We start from the raw sequence: 21354 nt of genomic DNA on the forward strand, positions 1-21354 counted from the left end.
AGCAGCGCTTCGAGCAGCACCAGGCGCAGGTCATCAAGTCCCGCGAGGCCGACGCCCAGGCGGCGGCCGAAGGCGGCGACGCGACACCGGCCCTCGCGTTCGAGAGCGCCGCCCCACCGGGCCGGCGCTCCTGGACCATAGGCGAATTCCGCCCGCCGTCGCGCGGTCAGGCGCGCACCGGGCTGCTCCTCGCGCCAGGTCTCGAACCCCCGACGTGGTGCACGCTCCTGGCGCTGGACATCGAGCAGTTCGCCCGCTCCAGCACACCTGTGCAGGGCTACCTGCGGAGAAGGCTGCACGAGATCTTCGGCAACGCCGTCCGGTCGTACGGCATTCAGCCCGACGGCGTCGGTGTCGAGGACCGTGGCGACGGCCTGATCGCACTCTTCCCGCCGTCCGTCGCCCTGGCAGAAGTGCTGGACACCCTGCCTCGCGCCTTGCAGGAGGAGCTGCGCCACCACAATCGACTGGCCTCGCCCCAGGGACAGTTGCGGCTGCGGGCAGCGGTGCACACGGGTCCGGTGGCGCGCGACGACCGGGGATGGACCGGGGCCGCGCTGAACCAGGTCGCCAGAATGATCGACGCTCCGGTACTCACGGACGCGCTCGGTGCCGAGCCCCGGTCCCCGTTGGCCCTCCTGGTCTCGGACGCCACCTTCCGTTCCGTCCTCCAGCCGGCCACCGCCGTCGACTACGCCCAAGTCACCGTCGACGGCCCACCCGACGAAGGGATACGCGCCTGGGTGTCGGTGCCGGGGGTACCCGATCCGGATCGGCTCCTCACCACGGCCGCACGACAGCAGAGAGTCCGGGCAGCGGGCCGGCGAGAGAGCAGGGAACCAGGCCTGCGCGACCGTCAGCGGCCGACCGGCCGGGACGAGGACTACGAGTTGACCGCACGTCACGAGTCGCAGCCTCCTCCGTCCGGCCGACGGGGATAGCTCCCTCGCGCACGCCACGACCGACCGGAAGCGTGGGAGCGGGCGGTGCCCGACAACACCGTTCGCTTCCAAAGGTCTTCGGCAGCACCTGCGTCAGCGGAGGGAGAAGCTGTCGGCCGGTGCGGTGGCGTGGGAGCGTTCCGAGGCACCGGACGCCGTGCCGCCGACGCCGACGTGGAGTTGCAGCTCCCGTATGAACACACTGTCCAACTCTCCCGGATCCACCGCGATCCGGAACCGGAACGTGCGGGCGGCGCCGGCCGGAAGCGCCACGAACGGCAGGGTCAGCGTGCGGGAGAGGGACAGGTCGCCGTCCGGCATGACCGTCCGCCAACCGGTGCCGTCGTACCACTGGGCGCGGAAGCCCTTGCTCTCCCGTCCTTTCCCGGTTTCCCGAGGGCAGGGCTCGGGGCCAGGGACGCAGACGACGTCGGCCTCGACCTGTGTCCTGGGATAGTCGCTGCGCGAGTGATTGGTGATCGTGTAGTCGAACTCGGCCCACCGGCCGTTCCGGCGCACGAGTCGGGCGGGGGCGTCCATGTCGGTCGGGACGATGGAAAGGGTGGTCAGTGCGGCGGCCAGATGCCTGCGGGCGAGTACACGCGCACCGTCCTTCATGGTGAGGTCGACAGGGACGGCATCGCCTTGGCCCCGCGCCCGCACATGGGGATCGACGCGCAGGAAGGCAAGGGTGGAACCGGAGCGCACCTCCATGCGGAAGCGTCCGGTCGCGCCCGGTCCGTCCGGGGTGAGGTGAACCGGCCGCCAGTCGTACACTCCGGATCTCTGCTCCAGGGTCGGCAGGCGATCGCCCGGGTGTGCACGCCCGACCCGGACCTCCACCACCACACCGGTCCGCGGTCCGGCGTCGTTGTCCGCGTCCAGGGAGAGCACCGGGCGGGGGTCCGCCGGATCGTACGCGGGCACGGACGTCATCGAGACCCGTACGGGCCGTGCGGAGGATCCGCCCGGCCCTGGATCAGGCCCGTCGGGGCTTGCGCAGCCCACCACCAGACCGAGCGCCACCAAGACCCCCGCGAACCGCGTGCACCTCACCAGTCCCCCTCCTGAACCGCTGGTCGGCGGCATTCTAGGGAGGCCCCGCGCACCGGGCACACGCCAGGTCCGCCACCGCTCACGCGGCACCGGGCGCGCGCCGCACGAGCGCGCGTCCGGTCGGCCGCGGGGCGGACACACCCCCCAGGGCACGGTCAGGCGCGGCTGTCCGATGTCACATTCGTGGGCCGGGCGGTGTCTTCATGCCGAACCGCCACACAGGCGTACAGGCACACGGACAAGGAGAACACCATGACGCTACGCGTCCCGAAGGCCGAGCTCCCCGCCGAGCTCAAGGAGAACATGATCAAGCAGTTCGGTGCCGTGCCCGAGAACGTCGAGGTGCTGTGGCACACCCCCGAAGTCGCCCGGGCCAACTTGGAGTTCGGAGGCAAGGTGGGCGCCTGGGACTCGGCCGACGCGAGCCTCAAGTCGTTCGCGCACATGGCCGTCGCGGCGCAGGTCGGCTGCAGTTGGTGCCTCGACGTCGGCTACTTCCAGGCACAGAACGAGAACCTGGACCTGACCAAGGCGAGCCAGGTGCCTCGCTGGCGTGAGTCGGACGTGTTCGCCCCGCTGGAGCGGGACGTGATGGAGTACGCCGAGGCCATGACGAACACGCCGCCGACCGTCACCGACGAGATGTACGCGAGCCTGCTCGGCCGGCTCGGCCCGGCGGCGATGGTCGAGCTCACCGCGCACATCGCCTTCGTCAACCTGGCGACGAGGGCCAATGTGGCGAACGGCGTCCAGTCGCAGGGCTTCTCCGACGCCTGCGAGATCCCGCTGGCCGCAGGCCCGGCGAAGTCCGGCGTGGCGTCGCCCGCATGACCGAGGACCCGTACGTCACCCATCGCAGCCTGTTGTTCACGGTCGCCTACGAGATGCTCGGCTCCGCTGCCGACGCGGAGGACGTGCTGCAGGAGTCCTGGCTGCGGTGGGCCGACATCGACCACGCGCAGGTGCGTGACCCGCGGGCCTACCTGGTCCGGATCGTGACACGGCAGGCGCTCAACCGGCTGCGGGCGCTGTCACGCAGTCGCGAGGACTACGTCGGCGAGTGGCTGCCGGAACCGCTGCTGACCAGCCCGGATGTCGCCGAGGATGTCGAACTCGCGGAGAGCGTCTCGATCGCGATGCTGACCGTCCTCGAGACGCTCGGTCCGGCTGAGCGCGCGGTGTTCGTGCTCCGCGAGGTCTTCGACATGCCGTACGGCGAGATCGCGGAGGCCATCGGCAAGTCCGCCGCCACCGTGCGGCAGATCGCCCGGCGGGCCCGCGAACACGTGGCGGCCCGGCGGCCCCGGGTCCAGGTGGACCGGTCGGAGCAGCAGGCGGTCGTGGATCGGTTCCTGGCCGCATTGCGCACCGGGCAGTTGCAGGAGCTGATGGAGGTCATGGCACCGGACGTGGTCATGATCGCGGACGGGGGCGGGGTCGTGGCCGCCGCCCTCGACCCGATCCACGGGGTCGCGGCGGTCGCCGAGCTGCTGGCCCGCGCCAACCAGGTGGTCGACGCGCTCACGACGACGTCCGTGTGGCTCAACGGCGCGCCGGCCGGGCGTATCGAGTTCGACGGCGAACCGTCCGCGGTGAGCCTCGCGGTGGAGGACGGGCGGATCACCCGGATCTACGTGGTGCGAAACCCGCGGAAGCTGACGCGGCTGGACGAGCCGGCCGACCTCGCCAGGTAGCTCACGGCACTGCGGCATCGTGACGGTGGTCCGGGCGATTCCGATCGCCCGGACCACACGCATTGCCGCTCGACGACTGCCGCTCGCCAGGCGGGCGCGCTCGGCGGCCTGCTGTCGTCGGTCTCCGACAGGGGCTGCGCGAAACTCCGTTGACGTCGGTGCGCACCTGCGGTTACAACGTTGAACTCGCGGATCGCGCGGCAGGGGAACCTCGGCGCACGGCAATGCGGTCCACTGCCCTGCCGGGCGGGAGCCGCCGCTTCCGGGAGATCCAGGTGATCCGACACGAGGAGGCCCGCCCAGTGCGCACGAGCACCGTCCGCGACGGCGCCGCCTGGGCGATACCGATGGCGCTGGCCGTGGACGCCGTCGGCACGGGGCTCTTCCTCCCGCTGTCCATGGTCTACTTCCTCGCCGTCACGGACCGGTCGGAGGCGGACGTCGGTCTGCTGTTGACCGCGGCCACGGCCTGCTCGCTCCTGTTGCCGCTGCTCGTCGGGCGGATCGTCGACCGTATCGGGCCGCGCCCGGTGGTGATCGCGGGACAGTTGTCGCAGGCCGCCGGGTTCTTCATGTACCTGGGGGTGACCGGTCCGGTGTCGCTGTTCCTCGCGGCGCTGGTCGAGTCGGCAGGCCTGCGCGTGTACTGGTCGTCGGTCTTCACGCTGATCGCCGAACAGGCCGACGGGGAGGCCAAGGACCAGTGGTTCGCCCGGGCCGGGATGATCCGGGCGGCCGGCACCGGTATCGGCACGGTGCTCGCGGGCGTCCTGCTCGCGACCGACTCGCGGCACGCGTACCGGGGAATGGTGCTCGCGGACGCGATCTCCTTCGTCGTCGCGGCGGTCACCGTCGGGCTGTTCGTGCGCGGTGCGCGGCGGCCGGCTCCCGAGGGCGGCGGTGAATTCCCGGACGGGGTGCGCCAGTTGCTGCGCAACCGGCCGTATCTGGAACTGATCGGTGTGAACGTCCTGTTCAACATCTGCACGGTCTTCCTAGCCGTGGCGACACCGGTCTACGTGGTCCGCGGGCTGCACGCGCCCGGCTGGGCCGTGGGCGTCTTCCTCACGATCACCACGGCGGTCGTGGCGACATGCACGGCCGAGGCCACCCGCCGTATCCGGCGGCGCACCTCCCGGGGCGGGGCGATGGCCTGGGCCGGCAGGCTGTGGGCGGCGTGGTGCGCGGCCGCCGCCCTGGCGGTGCTGCTGCCACGCGGGCCGCTGCAGGTCGGCTGTCTGGCGATGGTGATGCTGCTGTGGGCGACGGCCGAGATGCTGCACGGACCGGCCTCGAACGCCCTCTCGGCGGAGGCGGCGCCCGAGGGGGTGCGAGGGACCTGTCTCGCCGCGTTCCAGTACTCGTTCGCGACGGCGGACATGGTGACGCCCGGCCTGTTCGGCGTCCTGTACGGCGTGGACCGGGTACTGCCCTGGGTGGTCGTGGGCGGTCTGGCGCTGGCGGCGAGCGTGGTGGTCCGGCCCCTGGAGCGGCGCTTGGCGAGCCCCGGAGGAGAGGAGAGCGGCGCGGTGGGTGGCGCCTCGGAGCGAGCGGCGGGTGACGAGGTGCGGAAGGGACCTGACCGGCAGAGCGCGGAGGGCACTTGACGGCTCGGGCTCGGGGCAGGAGACGCCTGACCGAGGGACGGGGGACCGCCTCCTTCCTCGTGGGCGGTCCCCCGTCCCCATGAGCGACGGGCTGCGCTCATGGGGACCCGGTAGGCGTCAGGAGCTCGTGAGTATCACGAGCTGCTGGGTCGCTCGGGTCATCGCGACATAGTGGTCGACCGCTCCTTCGACGCCCTCGCCGAAGTCCTCCGGATCGATGAGGACGACGAGGTCGAACTCGAGCCCCTTCGACAGCTCGGGGGTCAGCGACTGGACGCGGGGCGTCGCACGGAACGTGGGATGGCCGATGACGCAGGCGATCCCGTCGGCGTGCGCGGAGAGCCAGGTGTCGAGGACCGCGTCCAGTTCCGGAACGGATCCGTGGACGACGGGGACGCCACCGGTGCGGATGGACGTCGGCACGTTGGCGTCCGGGAGGACGGCACGGATGACCGGTTCGGCCTCCGCCATGATCTCTTCCGGCGTGCGGTAGTTGATGCTCAGGGAGGCCATGGTGATCCGTTCGAGCCCGGCTCGCTCCAGCCGTTCCCGCCACGACTCCGTGAACCCGTGCCTCGCCTGGGCGCGGTCCCCGACGATCGTGAAGCTCCGGGACGGGCAACGCAGCAACAGCATCTGCCACTCCGCGTCGGTCAGTTCCTGAGCCTCGTCCACGACGATGTGCGCGAAGGGGCCGGCGAGCAGATCCCGGTCGGCGGTGGGCAGTTCGGACTCGTCGACGAGACTGACCTCGGCGTCCCGGCCGCGCAACATCCTCACCAGGCCTTCGCCGTCGTCACCGTCGGCACCGGAGGAGGCCGCGGCCTCGATCAGGTTGTCGACGACCTGTGTCATGCGCTCGCGCTGGGCGGCCATGACGGCCTCGTGCCGGCGCTTGCGCAGTGCCGCCTCCGGGTCGCCGAGCCGCTGCCGCGCCGCGTCCAGGAGCGGAAGGTCGGACACGGTCCAGGCCTGCGGGGCTTCCTTGCGCCGCAGTGCGCGTACGTCCTCGGGGCTGAGCCAGGGAGCGCACATCCGCAGGTAGGCGGGTACCGACCACAGGTCTCCGACGAGGTCGGCCGCTTCGAGCAGCGGCCAGGCGCGGTTGAGGGTGTCGACCAGGTCCTTGTCGTTCCGCAGCGATCTGCTGAACCGGTCGGGCGGGACGTCGCCGTCGAACTTGTCCAGCAGGATGGTGACCAGCTCCTCCCAGATCTGGTCGCGCGCTTCGTTGTGCGGCGTGCCCGATCCCGCGGCCCGGAACGCCTCGGCCCAGTCCTCCGCGCCGAGCCGGATGTCGGCCCAGTCGGTCGTGACCGTCATCCCCTCGGCGGGCGGCTCCTCGTAGAACCTGACGGCCGCCTCGATCGCCTTCACCATGTCCGCGGACGCCTTCAGGCGGGCCGCCTCCGGGTCGGTCTCCACCGCGGCTGTCGCCCCTTCGGCGACGAGATCGCGCAGGGTGCAGGTCTGTACGCCCTCCTCGCCGAGGCTCGGGAGCACGTCGGCGACGTATGCCAGGTAGGGCCGGTGCGGGCCGACGAACAGCACACCACCCCGACGGTGACCGAGACGCGGGTCGGAGTAGAGGAGGTGGGCGGTGCGGTGCAGGGCGACGACGGTCTTGCCGGTGCCCGGACCGCCGTCGACGACGAGCGCCCCGCGGGATCCGGCGCGGATGATGGCGTCCTGGTCGGCCTGGATGGTGGCGAGCACGTCCCGCATCCGTGACGACCGGTTGCCGCCCAGACTGGCGATGAAGGCGGACTGGTCGTCGAGCGCGGCATGCCCTTCGAGCCCTTCGGCGGTGAACACCTCGTCCCAGTAGTCGCTGATCCGGCCGTCGGTCCAGCGGTACCTGCGGCGGCTCGTCAGCCCGGCCGGGTTGGCGTGGGTGGCCGCGAAGAAGGGTGCAGCCGCGGGCGAGCGCCAGTCGAGCAGCAGCCGGCGACCCGTGCTGTCGGTGAGACCGAGCCGTCCGATGTACACGGGCTCGGGGTCGTCCGCGCGGACGACGTGTCCGAGGCAGAGGTCCAGACCGAAGCGGCGCAGGGTGCGCAGCCGACCGGTCAGCCGGTGGATCTCCGCGTCCCGGTCCATCGCCTGCCGTCCCATGCCGCCGGGTGCCTTGAGCTCGGCGTCGAGGCGGTCGGACAGTTCGGCGATCGTCTGCTCCAGGGTCTCCGCGATGGCCGCGAAGTGCTGTTCGTCGCCGCCGATCAACGCCGGGTCGGCCTTCGGGGAGAGACGTTCGGGGAGGTCGAACGCACTGGTGGTCAAAGGGTTCACGTCATCAGCCCCGTTCCGTGGTGGCGCCCGCGACGTACGCCGAAGCGCGCTCGGGGACGACGGTGTCGAGTGCTCGCGGCCGCGGCGTGCATTCCGCCGCCCGCAATTCGCGGCCGCATGCCTCACTGGCTGACAAAAGCCCACGCAATTCGTGAATCTCCATTTTCTGCAGGTTCTGGCTGAGGTCAGCGATTCTGCAGGACGACGGGGGCCTTGCCGCAAGCCCCCCAGTGCGCTATAAGTTGAGAGTGGCAAGGAGCGGAGTTCTCCTTGCCTTTTCTGTTTCCTCATCACTGCGCACGAGGCGGAGCTCCCGATGCGCTAGGGAAGGGCGCCCGCGCCGACCGGCGGGGTGTGGCGCAGGTTCGCGGCGTCCTGACTGGGCGGTGCGCCGAACTGGCGGCGGTACTCCCGGCTGAACTGTGAGGGACTGTCGTACCCGACGCGGTGCCCGACTCCCGTGATGTCGTCGGAGTGGGTGGCCAGCAGAAGGCGGGCTTCCTGGAGCCGGATCTGTTTCTGGAACTGGATGGGGCTCATGGCGGTGACCGCCTGGAAGTTGCGGTGGAAGGCGGAGACGCTCATGCCGGACAGCCGTGCCACGTCCTGGACCCGGATCGGCTCCGCGTAGTGCTCGCGAATCCACCGCACCGCTCGCGCCACGTGACTCAGACTGCTGTCGGCCAGGCCGAGTTGGCGCACGATGGCGCCCTGTTCGCCGGTGATCAGTCGCCAGACGATCTCGCGTTTGATCAGTGGGGCGAGCACCGTTCTGTCGCGGGGCCGATCGAGCAGGCGCAGCAGTCGGACGACCGCGTCGAGCAGTTCTCCCGGGGCGTCGCTGACGGCGATGGCCGGCAGTGCGCTCTGCCCGGCGCGGGGGGCGTCGCCCGGCCCGGCCTGCAGCAGCAGTTCGGCGATGGTGGCGGGGTCGAGGGTGAGCCCGAACCCCAGCGCCGGATGTCCGGGGCCGGCTTCGGTGAAGTGTCCGGTGACGGGCAGGTCGACGGAGGCGACGAGATACTGACCGGCGCCGTACTCATGGACCCGTTCGCCCAGCGCGAGGCGCTTGGCGCCCTGGGCGATGACCGCCAGCACCGTGCCGGACATCGACGGCGACGGCGGGTCGGGCCGCTCCACCTTGGAGATGAGGACACCGTCGATGGCGGTGGTCCAGTCGGGCCGCGCATGCCGGTCCAGCAGGGTGCAGAGCTCGTCGAGATGCATGCCCCCATTGCAGCACACGCCCCGGCGCGGTCTCTTGTGTGCGAGAGGATCGTGCAAGGGGTCGCGAGCTTTGTTCTACCGATTCCGCAGGTCAGGCCGCTTGAATGGAATCACCGGAATCCACGAGAAGGAAATCCGGGCATCGAAAGGCTTCCTGCCGAAAAGGAGAACATCATGAAGGTGGCCATCGTCACCGGCGCCAGCTCGGGCATCGGGCAGAGCGCGGCCATGCAGATCGCCGGGCGCGGAACCGGAGTGATCCTGACCTACGGAAACAACGCGCAAGGAGGGCTGGAGACGGCGGCCGCGATCGAGAAGGAGGGCGGAACGGCCGTCGCGCTCCCGCTGGACGTCGGCGACACCCGCGTCTTCCCGGCCTTTCACGCCCGCGTGGTCGAGGTACTCCAGGGCACTTGGAACCGCACCACATTCGACTACCTGGTCAACAACGCCGGCATCGCCCATACGGCGTTGTTCGAGGACACCACGGAGGATGTGTTCGACCGGCTGATGCGGGTTCTGTTCAAGGGACCGTATTTCCTCACCCAGAAGCTGTTGCCGCTCATGGAGAACGGCGGAGCGATCGTCAATACGAGCAGCAGCTCGGCGACGATGTCGGGTCCGGAGCCGGGCTATTCGGCCTACGCCTCGATGAAGGGCGGCCTGAACGTACTGACCCGCTACATGGCCAAGGAGTTCAGCACGCGCGGCATCCGCGTCAACGCCGTGTCTCCGGGCTCGACCCGTACCCGGATCGCCGACGACGCCTTCGCCCGGTTCCCCGAGGTCGCCTCGGCGCTCGCGGCGAAGACGGCACTCGGCCGGGTCGGTGAACCGGACGACATCGGCAAGGTGATCGCCACTCTGCTGTCCGAGGAGAGCAACTGGGTGACCGCCCAGAACATCGAGGTGTCGGGCGGCTACAGCCTGTGATCCAAGGCGCCGAACCAGGCGCCTGTCATGCTGGAGGCGACCGGCCGTCGAGCAGCCGGCCTCTGCGCGGGCTGCGTCCGTTCGGGTCCAACTGGGCCAGGGCGCCGACCGCGCGGCATCCGTGGCGATCACTCTTGGACAGTGTCCGCAGGACCGGCACATCCCGTGATCAAGGAGGACAGCATGGCCATCGACACCGTCGAAAGATTCCTCGACGCTCTGACCCCGCAGGCCCGGGAGTACGTCCAGAAGCAGCCGCGCGAGGAGCAGGAGAAGCTCGCCGCCGCCTGGGAAGAGGAACTGAAGGCCGACACCGACCTCGACACGCTGAGCGAGTTGTCACCCGCGGCCGCCGAGAGCGAGGCGGCCGCGCGGGTCGTCAAGAAGCTCTTCGACTAGTCGAGCGGCTCTTCGATCAGCGGCACTCGGCGTCCTGGCGGCCCGTCCCGTACGGTCCGGCCGCCGGGGTGACGACGACCGTGACCTGGCCGCGTCTCGCAAGCCAGGTCGACGGTTCGGGGTGAGATCAGGGGAAGCGGAGGCTGGCGACGGCCTGCGCCTGCGCGTTGTCCACCGACTTCTCGTGCGCCTGGGAACCGACGGTCACGACCTGGACGACGTGCTCGTCATCGGCGACAAGGCGCGTGACGGTGACGACGGGTTTGCCCTTCATGGAGTTCAGCCGGGCGTCGACGGCGGCATGACCGTCGCTCGTGAGGTGCTTCTGCCGGGTGATGGCGGCACCGCCGAAGTCCTCGGCCATCCCCTGACGGGTGCCCTCGACGAGTTGTGAGAGTTCACCCGGCCCGGCTCCCTCGATGTCGAAGACGGCGAAATACATGAAGCCGTCCGATGTGCGCACGGCGTAGACGCGCCCCTGGTAGTCGAGTGCGCTCTCGGTGGGGATTTTCCGCATCATGGGCTTTCCGGGCAGCTTCACCGCGATACCACTGGCAGCATCCTTCGTCTGCGTCCATTTCGTCGCGGACATGCCGGTGTCGCGGTGATGACGGTCGCCGCGCCCGGCCCCCTGCTCGTCCATGGTGATCGCACGGGGGGTCGCCGGGGCGGCGAAAGCGCTGGTGGGCGCCACCATGGCACCGGCGACGAGGGCGGCCGGAGCGGCGAGGAACACAAAGCGTCGCGTGAAGGAACGGCGAGTCACTGAAATCACGTCCATTGAGAAAGGAGGAAAGACGGAAAGGAGGAAAGGCGGAAATTCTGTCGGCACCCCTTACGGCCTTCGTGTCGTGACCTTCGGGGTTCGTCAACCACGTATCCATTAGGCCCGCCAGGCAGAATCCCGTCATGCCCCTGATGTGCGTGACACGGGCGTACGGGACTTGACGTACAGCGGTGTCGGGTGCCGGGCAGCCACGCGCCGCGCCGTGGATGTGCGGGGTTTTCCTGTGACCGCCCGGCCACTCCCGGTTGCGGGTCGGTTCCTCGCGCGAAGGGTGGCCAGTGGGCGGTGCGGAGAGCAGACTCTGCCCCGCGCACAGCCACTGACATCCAGAACCGTGGAGCCGAAGGGACGGCGATCACGCATGAGCTCCAACAGGGCAGTCGCGTACATCAAGCCGGGCATGGTGGAGGTCAGGAACACCGACTTCCCGACGCTCGAACTCCAGGACGGGCCTGGGGTCGCACCGCAGAACGTCGGCCGCAAGTGCCGGCACGGGGTGATCCTCAAGGTGCTCGCCACCAACATCTGTGGGAGCGACCAGCACATGGTGCGCGGGCGGACGACCGCGCCCGAGGGACTGGTGCTCGGCCACGAGATCACCGGAGAGGTCGTCGAACGGGGGCCGGACGTCGAGTTCATCGACGTCGGCGACGTCGTCTCCGTACCGTTCAACATCGCCTGCGGGCGGTGCCGCAACTGCAAGCAGCGCAATACGGGCATCTGTCTGAACGTGAACCCTGCCCGTCCGGGGGCGGCCTACGGCTATGTCGACATGGGCGGCTGGGTCGGCGGACAGGCCGAGTACGTCATGATCCCCTACGCGGACTTCAACCTGCTGAGGTTCCCGGACGCGGATCAGGCGCGGGAGAAGCTGCTCGATCTGACCATGCTGTCGGACATCTTCCCGACCGGCTTCCACGGCGCGGTCACCGCGGGCGCGGGCGTCGGCTCGACCGTCTACGTGGCCGGGGCCGGCCCGGTGGGTCTGGCCGCGGCGGCATCGGCCCAACTGCTCGGCGCGGCCGTGGTGATCGTCGGCGACCTGAACGCCGAACGCCTCGCCCAGGCACGGGCCTTCGGCTGCGAGACCGTCGACGTGTCGCGCGGTCCCGTCGAGGACCAGATCGCGGAGATCCTCGGAGTACCGGAGGTGGACGCCGCGGTCGACGCCGTCGGCTTCGAGGCACGGGCGCACGGCCCGGACGCCGGGGAGGCGCCGGCGACCGTGCTCAACTCGGTGATGGGCCTGACGCGCGCGGGCGGAGCCCTGGGCATCCCGGGCCTGTACGTCACCGACGACCCCGGCGGGGTCGACGACGACGCCCGAAGCGGCACCCTGAAGGTGCGGCTCGGTCTCGGCTGGGCCAAGAGCCTCAGTTTCACCACGGGCCAGTGCCCGGTGATGCGCTACCACCGAGGCCTGATGATGGCGATCCTGCACGAGCGGGTGCACATCGCCAAGGCGGTCAATGCCACCGTCATCGACCTTGAGGACGCGCCGCGCGGCTACGCCGAGTTCGACCAGGGCGCGGCACGCAAGTATGTGCTCGACCCCAGCGGTGCACTGACGGGCGTGCGGCCGGTCTGACGACACACGGAAGCGCTCCGTGCGCCTGACACGGGGGACGCAGCCGTGCCGCCCCTGAGCCTGACGACGGCTCAGGGGCGGCGGCGCGGAACGGACGGCGCGCGATTCGTCATCGCCACCGGCTGCCCGGTCGGCTGGCGACGATGCCTGGCAGGAGTAAGGCTTGGAGCTGGAGTGGTTGATGGGGGTGCGAAGGCTGAAGCAATGATGGAGGAGCAATGGGCAGGTTGGTCGTCGTGGGCGTGGACGGCTCGTCGTCGAGTGACGTCGCGGTGATACAGGCCGCCCGGGAAGCCGAGCGGCGGCGTGCGCGGCTCCATGTGGTGCATGCCTTCACCTGGCCGGTCGGGGGGATGTACGCGCCGCTGGACCCGTCGCCGCTCAATCGTCTGGCGCGTGACGCCGCACAGCATGCCCGCAATGTCGCGCCTGGGCTGGAGGTCACCGAGAGCATGCTCATCGGCGATGCGGCATCGGTCCTGGTGGCGGAGTCGCGAGCCGCCGACCTCCTGGTCGTCGGCCGCCGGGGCACAGGGGGCTTCGTCGGCACGCTCCTGGGCTCCACCGCGGTCTCCTTGGCCGCCCACAGCGAGTGTCCGGTTCTGGTGGTCCGCGAGGAAGCACCTGACGCCGGGCCGATCGTGCTGGCCGTCGACGGCTCCCCCGAGGCGGACGGGGCGGTCGACTTCGCGCTCGCCGAGGCGGAGTTGCGTGGAGTCGAGATCGTCGCCGTGCACGCCTGGCTGCCGGACCACGCGCCGGCCGGTACGGGCGTGGAGACCGCGGAGCGCCTGCTGGCCCAGGCCATCGCCGGTCGCCGGGAGAGGTATCCGGATGTCAAGGTCAGACAGGAGGTGCTGAGCGGCGAGATCCGCAGCGTCCTGATCGAGGCGAGCAGGAACGCCCAGTTGCTGGTCGTCGGGGCCAGGGGGCGCGGCGGCTTCTCCGGGATGCTCCTGGGGTCCGTCAGCCAGGCGCTGTTGCACCATGCCCACTGCCCGGTCGCCGTCGTCCGCAACAAGGCGTGACCGGGGGCCGTGTGAGCGCACGTCGGGCGAAGACGATGCCGGAGGCCGCGGGGACCGGCGGCGAACCTGCGCGATGCGGGATGCCGGTCGCGAGGTCGACGTCGAGCCATGTGACGTCGCCCGAGTGCTCGTTGGCCGCATACAGGCGCTTGCCGGAGGGGCGCAGGGCCAGATCGCGCGGCCGTCGCCCTCCGCAGCGCACCGACGCGACCGGCTCCACATGCTCACGGGCCACGTCGAGAGTCCCGGACGGTGACGGTGTCGGTGCCTCGTACCGCCGCCCACACGTGGCGCCCGGGTGCGCTTCCGCTCCGTGCCTCACCTGTCTTTCAGCCACGAAGGAGAGGTCCTGCCGAACGTGTTGCGCTGCGGACCGGAGCCGCAAGCGATGGCAGCGCAGCGACCTGCTGCATCCCGAGACGCCGGCCGATGATGAACCCCACTGAGCGTCGGTCTCCGTGCGTCGTGGTCACAGGCGTCGCAGGGATCGGCAAGACCACGGTGGCCCGCCTGCTGGCTCAGCGGCTGGGCGTGCCCTTGGCGGACGGAGACGACTTCCACTCCACGGCCGACGTCGCCAAGATGTCGGCCGGAACGCCGCTCGACGACGCCGACCGCCGGCCCTGGCTGGAATCCATCGGTCGTTGGTTGCGCGAGCGTGACCAGGCGGGCACCGGTGCGGTGGTCTCGTGCTCCGCACTCAGGCGACGCTACCGGGACATCCTGCGGGCGGCCTGCCCGGACGCCTTCTTTCTGCACCTGACGGCCGACCGCGACCTGCTGGCGAACCGTCTCGGCCGGCGCACCGGCCACTTCATGCCCGGCTCCCTCCTCGACTCGCAGCTCGCAGCGCTCGAACCTCTGGACCCGGACGAACGAGGAGCCGAGCTCGACGCGACCCCGGATCCCGACACCCTCGCCGACCTGGCCGCGGACCTGCTGGCGCGACAGCTGTAGTGCACGCGGTCACGCCCCGGTCCGGCACGGCCCGTCCTGCGTTCTCCACCGTCGGAGGCAGCAGTTTCCCGCCGGTCGCGCCCCCGCGTCTGGCCGTATCCATCCGCGGGCCGTGGGGACCGGGCATCCATCGGCTGCGGGCTCGGACTCCCTCGTGTACGGAGAGCCTCAACCCGACGCCGAGGGACCTTCTCGCGAGGGCGTCTGCGTCGTCGCTTCGGCGTGTGTCCGCAGCTCGAACCACAAGGTCTTACCGGTCGCCGTATCGCTCGTCCCCCAGGCGTCGGTGAGCAGGTCGAGCAGCTCGATCCCACGTCCGCCCTCGGCGTCGACGTCGACGAAGCGGCGTACGGGGCCGGCCGGGTCGGTGTCCTCGACCTCGCACCGCAGACGGGAACCGCGCACCTGGAGGTTGAGCCGCAGTGGGCCGCGCGTGTGGCACAGGGCGTTGGTGACCACTTCGCTCACCAGGAGTTCGGCGGTGTCGGCCGGCTCCGTCAGGTTCCATGTCTCCAGCTGGGCGATCACCAGTTTCCGGGCCCGGCGGACCGATGTCGGATCTCGCTGAAGGGGCCAGGAGGCGTCCCACGCGGTGGGGCGGGCGCGGGGCGCGTCGAGGGGACGCACTGGTTCCAGCGTGCGCGACCACAGGGCACGACGCTTGTCGGCCCGCGACACGGGGACGTCCTCCGGGGAGCTCCCCTGGCCCGGACCACGGTCCGGGGCGGTCGTGCGGAGCGGGTCTCCCAGGCAACGCCGGCACAACCGGGCGAAACGCCCCCAGCGCGCGGTGGCGGTGAGGGTGATGGCCTGGGGGGCCATGGGAACCAGTCCCTTCTCGATGTCGGAGGTGTACACGTAGCGCTCGCTACACTTACAATATACATGTAACGGTTGCTACAGTAAATAGCCACTCAAAAGCGACTTGGCGGACAAGTCGCGCCACGGCGCCGGACCCGTCCCTGACGTGCGAGAACGCGCCCTCGCATCCGCGCGACCACACCGGGAGCTCTCATGCCGCGCCCGCCCGACCCGGCCAAACGAAGCGCCCTGCTGGACAAGGTCCGCGCGTACCTGATCCGCAACGGCCTGGCCGATCTGTCCCTCCGCCCGCTGGCCCAGGCTCTGGGCACCAGCGACCGCATGCTCCTGTATTACTTCGTCAGCAAGGAGCGCATGGTCAGCGAGGCGATCGCCCTCGACAAACAGCGACCGCTCCTGCGTTCCCGGGCCCTGTTCGGCACCGACGCCTCACCCAAGGACCCGGCCTCGCTGCGTCACCTCCTGGAAGAACTCTGGCGGCAGTTCAACACCCCCGGCCTGCGCGAAGCGCTCCCCCTCTACCTGGAGATCATGGCCGCCAGCCTGCTCCACCCCGAACGGTACGGGCCTTTCCTGCGCGACCTGGTCACCGAGTGGACGGACCTGCTCGCCTCGGTCCTTCGCGACATGGGCATGACCGAGGGTGGGGCGAGGACGGAGGCCGCTCTCGTGGTCGACGCGACTCTAGGTCTCCTCATCGCGCCTCTGGCGGACGGCGACTGGGACCGCTCCGACGCGGCCTTCCGCGCCCTCCTGGACCGCCTGCAACCCAGGTGGCAGGCGAGCCTCTCGACGGGGCGAGGTGAGCAGTCACACCCGTCTGCAAGCGCGTAGCGCGAGGCCGAGGGCTCCGCCGGTGTCCCCTCGCGCCGCGCGACCGGTCAGGCGACGGTGTCGGCGATGCGGAAGTAGTGGCCCTTGTCGAGGTCCTCGAGAAGGCCGGGCCGGGTCGGCTCCCAGCCGAGCAGCTCGCGGGTCAGGGTGTTCGACACCGGAGAGTCGAGACCGAGGAACGCCCCCAGCCAGGCGAAGTGCTCGGCCGCCCGATCCGGAGCCACGGACACCACCGGCACGTCGAGGTGACGGCCGATCACCTCCGCGATGTCACGGATCGCGACACCCTCTTCGGCCACACCGTGGAGCACCGTTCCCGCCGGGGCCTGCTCGGCCGCCAGTCGGAACAGGCGAGCCGCGTCGAGGCGGTGGACGGCAGGCCAGCGGGTGGCGCCGTCACCGATGTGGCCGGACACACCCTTGGCCCGGGCGATGGCGACCAGGGTCGCCATGAAGCCCTGGTCCCCCTCGCCGTGGCAGGTGGGCGACAGCCGCACCACGGACGAGCGGACGCCGCGCGAGGCGAGGTCGAGCGCCTTCCTCGCCGTGGCCTGCCGCATCGACACCGGCGACCCGTCGATCGCGGGCGTCGAACGCTCGGTCGCCACACGTCCGGGTGCCAGTCCGGCCACGCCGGAGGCGAGGACGAAGGGCCGGTCGCTGCCGGCGAGGGCCTCGCCGAAGGTGTCGACGGCACGTCGATCGGATTCGGCGGCACCCTGGAAGTCGCCGGTGAACGCGATGTCGTGCTTGAAGGCGAGATGGATCACCCCGTCCGACGCGACGGCAGCGTCCCGCAGCACGGCGAGATCGTCGACCGTGCCGCGGACCACCTCCGCCCCGGCCTCGGTGAGCGCCTCGGCGGAGGCGTCGGAGCGGGCGAGCCCGACGACCTGGTGCCCCGCGTCGATGAGTTCGGGCACGACGGCCGATCCGATCCAGCCGGACGCGCCGGTCACGAAGAACCGCATGGGAAGACTCCAAACCAGTGATGTCAGTGACTGTCATCGACTCTAACACCTGATGTCAGGGACTGTCATCACGTAGGATCTGCCCATGGGTAGATGGGAGCCGAACGCGCGTGGACGCCTCGCGGAAGCGGCGTTGGAGCTCTACAGCGAGCGCGGATACGAGCAGACGACCGTGGCGGAGATCGCCAAACGGGCCGGGCTCACGGAGCGGACCTTCTTCCGGCACTACGCCGACAAGCGCGAGGTGCTCTTCGCCGGATCCGGCGAGCTGCAGGAACTGTTCGTGCGGGCGGTGGCCCAGGCGCCGGAGTCCGCGGCACCGATCGACGTGCTGGCACTGGGACTTGACGCCGCCTCACATGCGTTCGTCGACCTGCACGAACAGGCGAGGAAGCGGCACGCCGTGATCACGGCGAACGCGGAACTCCAGGAGCGTGAGCTGATCAAGCTCGCTTCGATGTCGGCCGCCCTCGCCGACACCCTGCGGGAGCGCGGCGTCCCTGAGCCGGCGGCGAGCCTGACAGCCGAGGCGGGCATGGCCGTCTTCAAGATCGCCTTCGAGTCCTGGATCGCGGCGGCCGAAGAAGGCGACCTGGCGCGCTTGATGCGGGAATCACTGGACGAGCTCAAGGCGGTCACGACGGCCGGCCGCAAGCCGTCCGTCTCGCCGACGGCGAGCTAGGCTCCGTCCGTCCGACGGATCTCCTTCCCCCGCGTTGCTCGCGGCCCGCCGACTCGCGCTTGACCTCAACTTTGGTTCAGCTCCTACCTTCGGGGCATCGGCACCAGCCGGCCAAGAGGAGGCAGTTCCCATGTCCGTGAGCACCGTTCCCGAGCCCTACCGCAACGCCGTGATCTCCCACATCATGATCGACGGCGCCGCCGCCGCGATCGACTTCTACACCCGTGCGTTCGGCGCCGAAGAGCTGTTCCGCCTCGACGGCCCCGACGGGCGCATCGTGCATGCCGAGGTCAGAATCCAGGGCTCCACGATCATGCTGGGCGACGCGGAGGGGCCCCTCTTCCGCGCGCCGACCGCCGTCGGCGGTACCACCGTGGGCCTGCACGTCTTCGTCGACGACGTCGACGCACTCGCGCACCGGGCCGCCGCGGCCGGTGCGGACCTCGTGCAACCGCCGGCCGACCAGTTCCACGGCGATCGCACGACGATCCTGAAAGATCCCTTCGGGCATGTCTGGGTCTTCCTCACACACCTGGAGGACCTGACGCCGGACGAGGTGGCCCGCCGAGCCCGCGAACTCTTTCGCTGAGCAGTGACCCGCCGGGCGGCCCCCGGACCGGCCGGCTCACGGACCGGCCGGCTCACGGCTGAGAGTGCCTTCACCGCGCGGTGCCGGCTCCTCCGGAAGAGCAGTCGGCGGGCTCTCGCGCGGAGGATCCGCCGGCCATGGGGCGGGGGACCGCCCGCCGGGCGCCACGCCGTCCCGCTCTCATGGGCCGGCCCAGCACGACCCCGGCCAGGACCAGTACCAGCCCCCAGACCTGCTGGACCGCCAGGGTCTCCCCCGCGAGCGCCGTGCCGAGCAGCACACCCGTCACGGGATTGAGCAGCCCGATCAGCCCGACCGTGCCCGCCGGGAGGTGCCGCAGCCCGGTGAACCAGGCGACGAACGCCAGCGCGGTGGCGACCAGGGCGACATAGCCGAACGCGAGGAGCGCCGGGGCGGACAGTTCGCGAGGGGGACCCTCCACGGCGGCGGCGACCGGGATCAGGAACAGACCTCCGGCGGTGAGCTGCCATGCGGTCGAGGCGAGTACGTCGGCATCGGCGGTCCACCGCTTGGTCAGGATGTGGCCGAAGGACGACACCAGCACGGCCGCGGCCGAGGCGAGGACCCCCGGCACACCCACTCCGCCCGCCCCTGTGAGCAGCATCAGGCACACCCCGGCGAGCCCGACGGCGGCGCCGGCCAGATGGGAGGGCCGGGGCCGCTCGGCCACCAGGGGCCAGGCCATGAGCATCATCGTCAGCGGGGACACCGCCATGACGGTCGAGGCGACGCTCGCCGGAAGCAACTGGGAGGCGGCATAGACGAGGACGAAGAAGACGCTCACGTTGAGCACCCCCAGTACGGCGGACCGCCACCACCAGGCCCCCCGTGGCCGCTGCCTGCGCACTGCCAGCAGGACGAGACCGGCGGGCAGCGCCCGCAGGGCGGCCCCCGACAGCGGGCGGTCCGCGGGGAGGAACTCGTGCGTGACGAAGTAGTTGGTCCCCCACGCCACCGGGGCGACCGCGGTCAGGGCCACCCACCGCAGATTAGCTTCCATGGAAGACAATATAGCTTCCCTGGAAGCTATATTGTTTTCATGAAAGACCGGCAACTCCTGGACCGTGTGGACCGCATCCAAGCCGACTGGCGCCGCGAGCGACCCGACGTCGACATCTCCCCGCAGGGAGTGATCGGCCGACTGCACCGCCTCGCCGACCGCCTCACCGAAGAGCTCTGCCTCGTGTACGGCCGCTACGGCCTGACCGAGGGAGAGTTCGACGTCCTGTGCGCCCTGCGCCGTGCCGGCGAGCCCTATGAACGGGCGCCCGGCGAGCTCGCCGCGCACACCATGGTCACCACTGGCGCCATGACCAAGCGGATCGACCGGCTGGAGCGGGCCGGACTCGTCACACGCCGCCGTTCCGACGACGACCAGCGGGGCCGGATCGTCGCCCTCACCGAACCCGGACGCCACCTGATCGACCAGGCGTTCACCGACCACATGCGCAACGAGCGCCACCTGCTGGACCAGCTCACCCCGAACGAGGCCGAGGCCCTCGAAACGCTGCTCAGGACCTGGCTCGCCCGCATGGATCATCCGCACCCTCCCGTCGAGGAGTGACCCGCCACCCCGTGGAGACATGACCGGCGCAACCACGTCGCGGACGACACTCGCACGCCCCGGTCCCGGAGTTCCGTCTCACGGACCTGGCCGGCCCGGCCCGCCTCCGGCGTCACCGTGCCCATCTCCCCTCAAGCGTCGCGGAGTTGAAGGGACAGGTGGACGGCCTGTTTGTGGGTACTCGCGGGGTCACCGGACATCCGGTGCGCCGCGGCGCCTCGGGTCCGGAGGAAGTCACGTGACGGGAGGTGAGTGTCGTGTCGAGTACGCAGCCGCGCCACGGACCGGGGCAGCAGACGCCCGGTCCGGAGCCGGTGGGCGAGCTGGTCCAGCGCGCCACACAGCAGCTGACGGAACTCGTGCGAACGGAACTCCGCCTGACGCAGGCGGAGATGAAGGAGAAGGGGAAGCGCTACGGCAAGGGTGGCGGCCTCTTCGGCGGCGCCGGTGTCGTCGGCATTCTGATGCTTCAGGCGCTGGCGGCCACCGTGATCGCCGCGCTGGCGCTCGTCCTGCCGGTGTGGGCCGCCGCGCTCGCGGTCACCGCCGTACTCGGCGTGATCGCCACGGTCATGGCGATGTCCGGGAAGAGGCAGGTCAGTTCGGCCGCACCGCCGGCACCGACGCAGTCCATCGAGAACGTCAAGGCGGACATCGCCGAGATCAAGGAGAGTGCACACCGATGACCGAGCAGCCCCACGACAAGAAGACGGCCGAAACCCCGGCGGAGCTGCGCGAACAGGTCGAACAGACGCGCCACGACCTCGGGGAGACCGTAGAGGCACTCGCGGCGAAGGCGGATGTCAAGGCCCGCACGCAGGACAAGGTCGCCGAGGTCAAGGACCAGACCGCCGCCAAGGCGGGTGCCCTGAAGGCCAAGGCGACCGAAGCCGCGTCCCGGGTCCAGGGCAAGCTGCCCGACCCCGTCAAGGACAAGGCCGCGCAGGCCACCGAGCAGGCGCACACCAAGGCGGTCCAGGCCGGTCGGCTGTGGGAGGAGAAGGCGCCCGAACCGTTGCAGGCCAGGACGGCCCAGGGGGCGCAGATCGCCCGGGACAACCGCGGGCTGTTGTTCGCCGGCGTCGGCGCCGCAGTCGCGGCGTGGTTCCTGTACCGCCGCCGTCAGGGGTGACCGTACGGAGGCGGTGGAGTGGGCCGACCCAGAGCGCGGCCGTCGCGGTCCAAGGCCTTCGGATCCCAACACCCCTGCGTATGTGCCGAGTTCGAAGGCCGGGCCGCCCCGACTCTCGAGGTGACCGTGGTGGGCCCGCGGGGTCTTGGCTACTCAACGTGACGCTTCAACGCGCGATCGCGCAGGACCCCACTTACGTTGGGCGGGCAAGCCACACCACCTCTGAAGGAGGA

The 21354-nt window shown here is 70.5% G+C and carries 23 protein-coding genes; 15 read left to right on the forward strand and 8 right to left on the reverse strand.

Features of this window, described 5'->3' with window-relative positions; all coding sequences use genetic code 11:
• On the forward strand, positions 1 to 941 hold a 941-nt coding region (locus tag ABEB03_RS10005; RefSeq protein WP_459115350.1), incomplete at its 5' end, for a nucleotidyl cyclase domain-containing protein.
• A gap of 93 nt (positions 942 to 1034) precedes the next feature.
• On the opposite strand, the gene ABEB03_RS10010 is transcribed toward ABEB03_RS10005, so the two are convergent.
• Positions 1035 to 1868 carry a hypothetical protein gene (locus ABEB03_RS10010; RefSeq protein WP_345644812.1) on the reverse strand — a complete coding sequence of 278 codons (834 nt, stop codon included), beginning with the start codon at positions 1866 to 1868 and terminating at the stop codon, positions 1035 to 1037.
• Positions 1869 to 2249: 381 nt separating this feature from the next.
• Here ABEB03_RS10010 and ABEB03_RS10015 point away from each other — a divergent pair, with 381 nt between their 5' ends.
• The 3 genes from ABEB03_RS10015 (at position 2250) to ABEB03_RS10025 (ending at position 5298) form a co-directional block, all read left to right on the forward strand.
• On the forward strand, positions 2250 to 2828 hold the full coding sequence (locus tag ABEB03_RS10015; RefSeq protein ID WP_345644815.1) for a carboxymuconolactone decarboxylase family protein: 579 nt from the start codon (positions 2250 to 2252) through the stop codon (positions 2826 to 2828).
• The gene (locus ABEB03_RS10020) at positions 2825 to 3691 is read left to right on the forward strand and encodes an RNA polymerase sigma-70 factor (RefSeq protein WP_345644817.1); all 867 of its coding nucleotides are present in this window, start codon (positions 2825 to 2827) and stop codon (positions 3689 to 3691) included. Before ABEB03_RS10015 ends, ABEB03_RS10020 begins: the two co-directional genes overlap by 4 nt.
• Positions 3692 to 3993: 302 nt before the next feature.
• Positions 3994 to 5298: an MFS transporter gene (locus ABEB03_RS10025; RefSeq protein ID WP_345644819.1), complete on the forward strand. Its 1305-nt coding sequence runs from the start codon at positions 3994 to 3996 to the stop codon at positions 5296 to 5298.
• Positions 5299 to 5415: 117 nt separating this feature from the next.
• Here the strand turns inward: ABEB03_RS10025 and helR are convergent, their stop codons facing one another.
• Both helR and ABEB03_RS10035 read right to left on the reverse strand, forming a co-directional pair.
• Positions 5416 to 7587: an RNA polymerase recycling motor ATPase HelR gene (gene helR / locus ABEB03_RS10030; RefSeq protein ID WP_345644821.1), complete on the reverse strand. Its 2172-nt coding sequence runs from the start codon at positions 7585 to 7587 to the stop codon at positions 5416 to 5418.
• 321 nt (positions 7588 to 7908) lie between these two features.
• Complete coding sequence (locus ABEB03_RS10035; protein WP_345644823.1) at positions 7909 to 8814, reverse strand: AraC family transcriptional regulator; 906 nt, start codon at positions 8812 to 8814, stop codon at positions 7909 to 7911.
• 174 nt (positions 8815 to 8988) lie between these two features.
• Here ABEB03_RS10035 and ABEB03_RS10040 point away from each other — a divergent pair, with 174 nt between their 5' ends.
• Both ABEB03_RS10040 and ABEB03_RS10045 read left to right on the forward strand, forming a co-directional pair.
• On the forward strand, positions 8989 to 9747 hold the full coding sequence (locus tag ABEB03_RS10040) for an SDR family NAD(P)-dependent oxidoreductase (RefSeq protein WP_345644825.1): 759 nt from the start codon (positions 8989 to 8991) through the stop codon (positions 9745 to 9747).
• Between the two features lie 183 nt (positions 9748 to 9930).
• Positions 9931 to 10146, forward strand: a complete 216-nt coding sequence (locus ABEB03_RS10045) for a hypothetical protein (protein ID WP_028805659.1) — start codon at positions 9931 to 9933, stop codon at positions 10144 to 10146.
• A 127-nt stretch (positions 10147 to 10273) separates the two neighbouring features.
• Here ABEB03_RS10045 and ABEB03_RS10050 read toward each other — a convergent pair whose 3' ends face one another.
• A complete protein-coding gene (locus tag ABEB03_RS10050) occupies positions 10274 to 10912 on the reverse strand; it encodes a hypothetical protein (RefSeq protein ID WP_345644848.1) in 639 nt (212 codons plus the stop codon).
• Positions 10913 to 11294: 382 nt separating this feature from the next.
• Between ABEB03_RS10050 and fdhA the strand changes: the two genes are divergently transcribed.
• Positions 11295 to 12521, forward strand: a complete 1227-nt coding sequence (fdhA, locus tag ABEB03_RS10055; RefSeq protein ID WP_345644851.1) for a formaldehyde dehydrogenase, glutathione-independent — start codon at positions 11295 to 11297, stop codon at positions 12519 to 12521.
• A gap of 218 nt (positions 12522 to 12739) precedes the next feature.
• Positions 12740 to 13549, forward strand: a complete 810-nt coding sequence (locus ABEB03_RS10060) for a universal stress protein (RefSeq protein ID WP_345644854.1) — start codon at positions 12740 to 12742, stop codon at positions 13547 to 13549.
• On the opposite strand, the gene ABEB03_RS10065 is transcribed toward ABEB03_RS10060, so the two are convergent.
• Entirely contained in the window at positions 13488 to 13886 is a 399-nt protein-coding gene (locus ABEB03_RS10065; protein ID WP_345644856.1) for a beta-propeller fold lactonase family protein, read from the reverse strand. The two genes, ABEB03_RS10060 and ABEB03_RS10065, sit on opposite strands and share 62 nt — an antisense overlap.
• Positions 13887 to 14050: 164 nt before the next feature.
• On the opposite strand from ABEB03_RS10065, the gene ABEB03_RS10070 reads away from it, so the two are divergent.
• Positions 14051 to 14506 carry a gluconokinase gene (locus ABEB03_RS10070; protein ID WP_425589221.1) on the forward strand — a complete coding sequence of 152 codons (456 nt, stop codon included), beginning with the start codon at positions 14051 to 14053 and terminating at the stop codon, positions 14504 to 14506.
• 168 nt (positions 14507 to 14674) lie between these two features.
• Here the strand turns inward: ABEB03_RS10070 and ABEB03_RS10075 are convergent, their stop codons facing one another.
• Positions 14675 to 15328, reverse strand: a complete 654-nt coding sequence (locus tag ABEB03_RS10075) for an ATP-binding protein (protein ID WP_345645957.1) — start codon at positions 15326 to 15328, stop codon at positions 14675 to 14677.
• 192 nt (positions 15329 to 15520) lie between these two features.
• Between ABEB03_RS10075 and ABEB03_RS10080 the strand changes: the two genes are divergently transcribed.
• Positions 15521 to 16162, forward strand: a complete 642-nt coding sequence (locus ABEB03_RS10080) for a TetR/AcrR family transcriptional regulator (protein WP_345644862.1) — start codon at positions 15521 to 15523, stop codon at positions 16160 to 16162.
• A gap of 47 nt (positions 16163 to 16209) precedes the next feature.
• Here the strand turns inward: ABEB03_RS10080 and ABEB03_RS10085 are convergent, their stop codons facing one another.
• The gene (locus ABEB03_RS10085; protein ID WP_345644865.1) at positions 16210 to 17133 is read right to left on the reverse strand and encodes an SDR family oxidoreductase; all 924 of its coding nucleotides are present in this window, start codon (positions 17131 to 17133) and stop codon (positions 16210 to 16212) included.
• An 85-nt stretch (positions 17134 to 17218) separates the two neighbouring features.
• Between ABEB03_RS10085 and ABEB03_RS10090 the strand changes: the two genes are divergently transcribed.
• On the forward strand, positions 17219 to 17815 hold the full coding sequence (locus tag ABEB03_RS10090) for a TetR/AcrR family transcriptional regulator (RefSeq protein WP_345644868.1): 597 nt from the start codon (positions 17219 to 17221) through the stop codon (positions 17813 to 17815).
• Positions 17816 to 17945: 130 nt separating this feature from the next.
• Entirely contained in the window at positions 17946 to 18404 is a 459-nt protein-coding gene (locus ABEB03_RS10095) for a VOC family protein (protein WP_345644871.1), read from the forward strand.
• Positions 18405 to 18474: 70 nt separating this feature from the next.
• Here the strand turns inward: ABEB03_RS10095 and ABEB03_RS10100 are convergent, their stop codons facing one another.
• The gene (locus ABEB03_RS10100) at positions 18475 to 19425 is read right to left on the reverse strand and encodes a DMT family transporter (protein ID WP_345644874.1); all 951 of its coding nucleotides are present in this window, start codon (positions 19423 to 19425) and stop codon (positions 18475 to 18477) included.
• Between the two features lie 39 nt (positions 19426 to 19464).
• On the opposite strand from ABEB03_RS10100, the gene ABEB03_RS10105 reads away from it, so the two are divergent.
• The 3 genes from ABEB03_RS10105 to ABEB03_RS10115 all read left to right on the forward strand — a co-directional run bounded on the left by ABEB03_RS10105 (position 19465) and on the right by ABEB03_RS10115 (position 21121).
• A complete protein-coding gene (locus tag ABEB03_RS10105) occupies positions 19465 to 19989 on the forward strand; it encodes a MarR family winged helix-turn-helix transcriptional regulator (protein WP_345644877.1) in 525 nt (174 codons plus the stop codon).
• Between the two features lie 257 nt (positions 19990 to 20246).
• Positions 20247 to 20675, forward strand: a complete 429-nt coding sequence (locus tag ABEB03_RS10110) for a phage holin family protein (RefSeq protein ID WP_425589215.1) — start codon at positions 20247 to 20249, stop codon at positions 20673 to 20675.
• Complete coding sequence (locus ABEB03_RS10115) at positions 20672 to 21121, forward strand: DUF3618 domain-containing protein (RefSeq protein WP_345644882.1); 450 nt, start codon at positions 20672 to 20674, stop codon at positions 21119 to 21121. The genes ABEB03_RS10110 and ABEB03_RS10115 overlap by 4 nt, the downstream gene beginning before the upstream one ends.
• The last annotated feature ends 233 nt before the right edge of the window (positions 21122 to 21354 follow it).

Origin of the sequence: Streptomyces siamensis (assembly GCF_039543605.1) — a bacterium.
Classification (GTDB): Bacteria; Actinomycetota; Actinomycetes; order Streptomycetales; family Streptomycetaceae; genus Streptomyces; species Streptomyces siamensis.

Coding starts and splice junctions, on each gene's coding strand:
- ABEB03_RS10015 (WP_345644815.1), top strand. CDS start 2,250: ATGACGCTACGCGTCCCGAAGGCCGAGCTCCCCGCCGAGCTCAAGGAG.
- ABEB03_RS10020 (WP_345644817.1), top strand. CDS start 2,825: ATGACCGAGGACCCGTACGTCACCCATCGCAGCCTGTTGTTCACGGTC.
- ABEB03_RS10035 (WP_345644823.1), bottom strand. CDS start 8,814: ATGCATCTCGACGAGCTCTGCACCCTGCTGGACCGGCATGCGCGGCCC.
- ABEB03_RS10040 (WP_345644825.1), top strand. CDS start 8,989: ATGAAGGTGGCCATCGTCACCGGCGCCAGCTCGGGCATCGGGCAGAGC.
- ABEB03_RS10045 (WP_028805659.1), top strand. CDS start 9,931: ATGGCCATCGACACCGTCGAAAGATTCCTCGACGCTCTGACCCCGCAG.
- fdhA (WP_345644851.1), top strand. CDS start 11,295: ATGAGCTCCAACAGGGCAGTCGCGTACATCAAGCCGGGCATGGTGGAG.
- ABEB03_RS10060 (WP_345644854.1), top strand. CDS start 12,740: ATGGGCAGGTTGGTCGTCGTGGGCGTGGACGGCTCGTCGTCGAGTGAC.
- ABEB03_RS10075 (WP_345645957.1), bottom strand. CDS start 15,328: ATGGCCCCCCAGGCCATCACCCTCACCGCCACCGCGCGCTGGGGGCGT.
- ABEB03_RS10080 (WP_345644862.1), top strand. CDS start 15,521: ATGCCGCGCCCGCCCGACCCGGCCAAACGAAGCGCCCTGCTGGACAAG.
- ABEB03_RS10085 (WP_345644865.1), bottom strand. CDS start 17,133: ATGCGGTTCTTCGTGACCGGCGCGTCCGGCTGGATCGGATCGGCCGTC.
- ABEB03_RS10090 (WP_345644868.1), top strand. CDS start 17,219: ATGGGTAGATGGGAGCCGAACGCGCGTGGACGCCTCGCGGAAGCGGCG.
- ABEB03_RS10095 (WP_345644871.1), top strand. CDS start 17,946: ATGTCCGTGAGCACCGTTCCCGAGCCCTACCGCAACGCCGTGATCTCC.
- ABEB03_RS10100 (WP_345644874.1), bottom strand. CDS start 19,425: ATGGAAGCTAATCTGCGGTGGGTGGCCCTGACCGCGGTCGCCCCGGTG.
- ABEB03_RS10105 (WP_345644877.1), top strand. CDS start 19,465: ATGAAAGACCGGCAACTCCTGGACCGTGTGGACCGCATCCAAGCCGAC.
- ABEB03_RS10115 (WP_345644882.1), top strand. CDS start 20,672: ATGACCGAGCAGCCCCACGACAAGAAGACGGCCGAAACCCCGGCGGAG.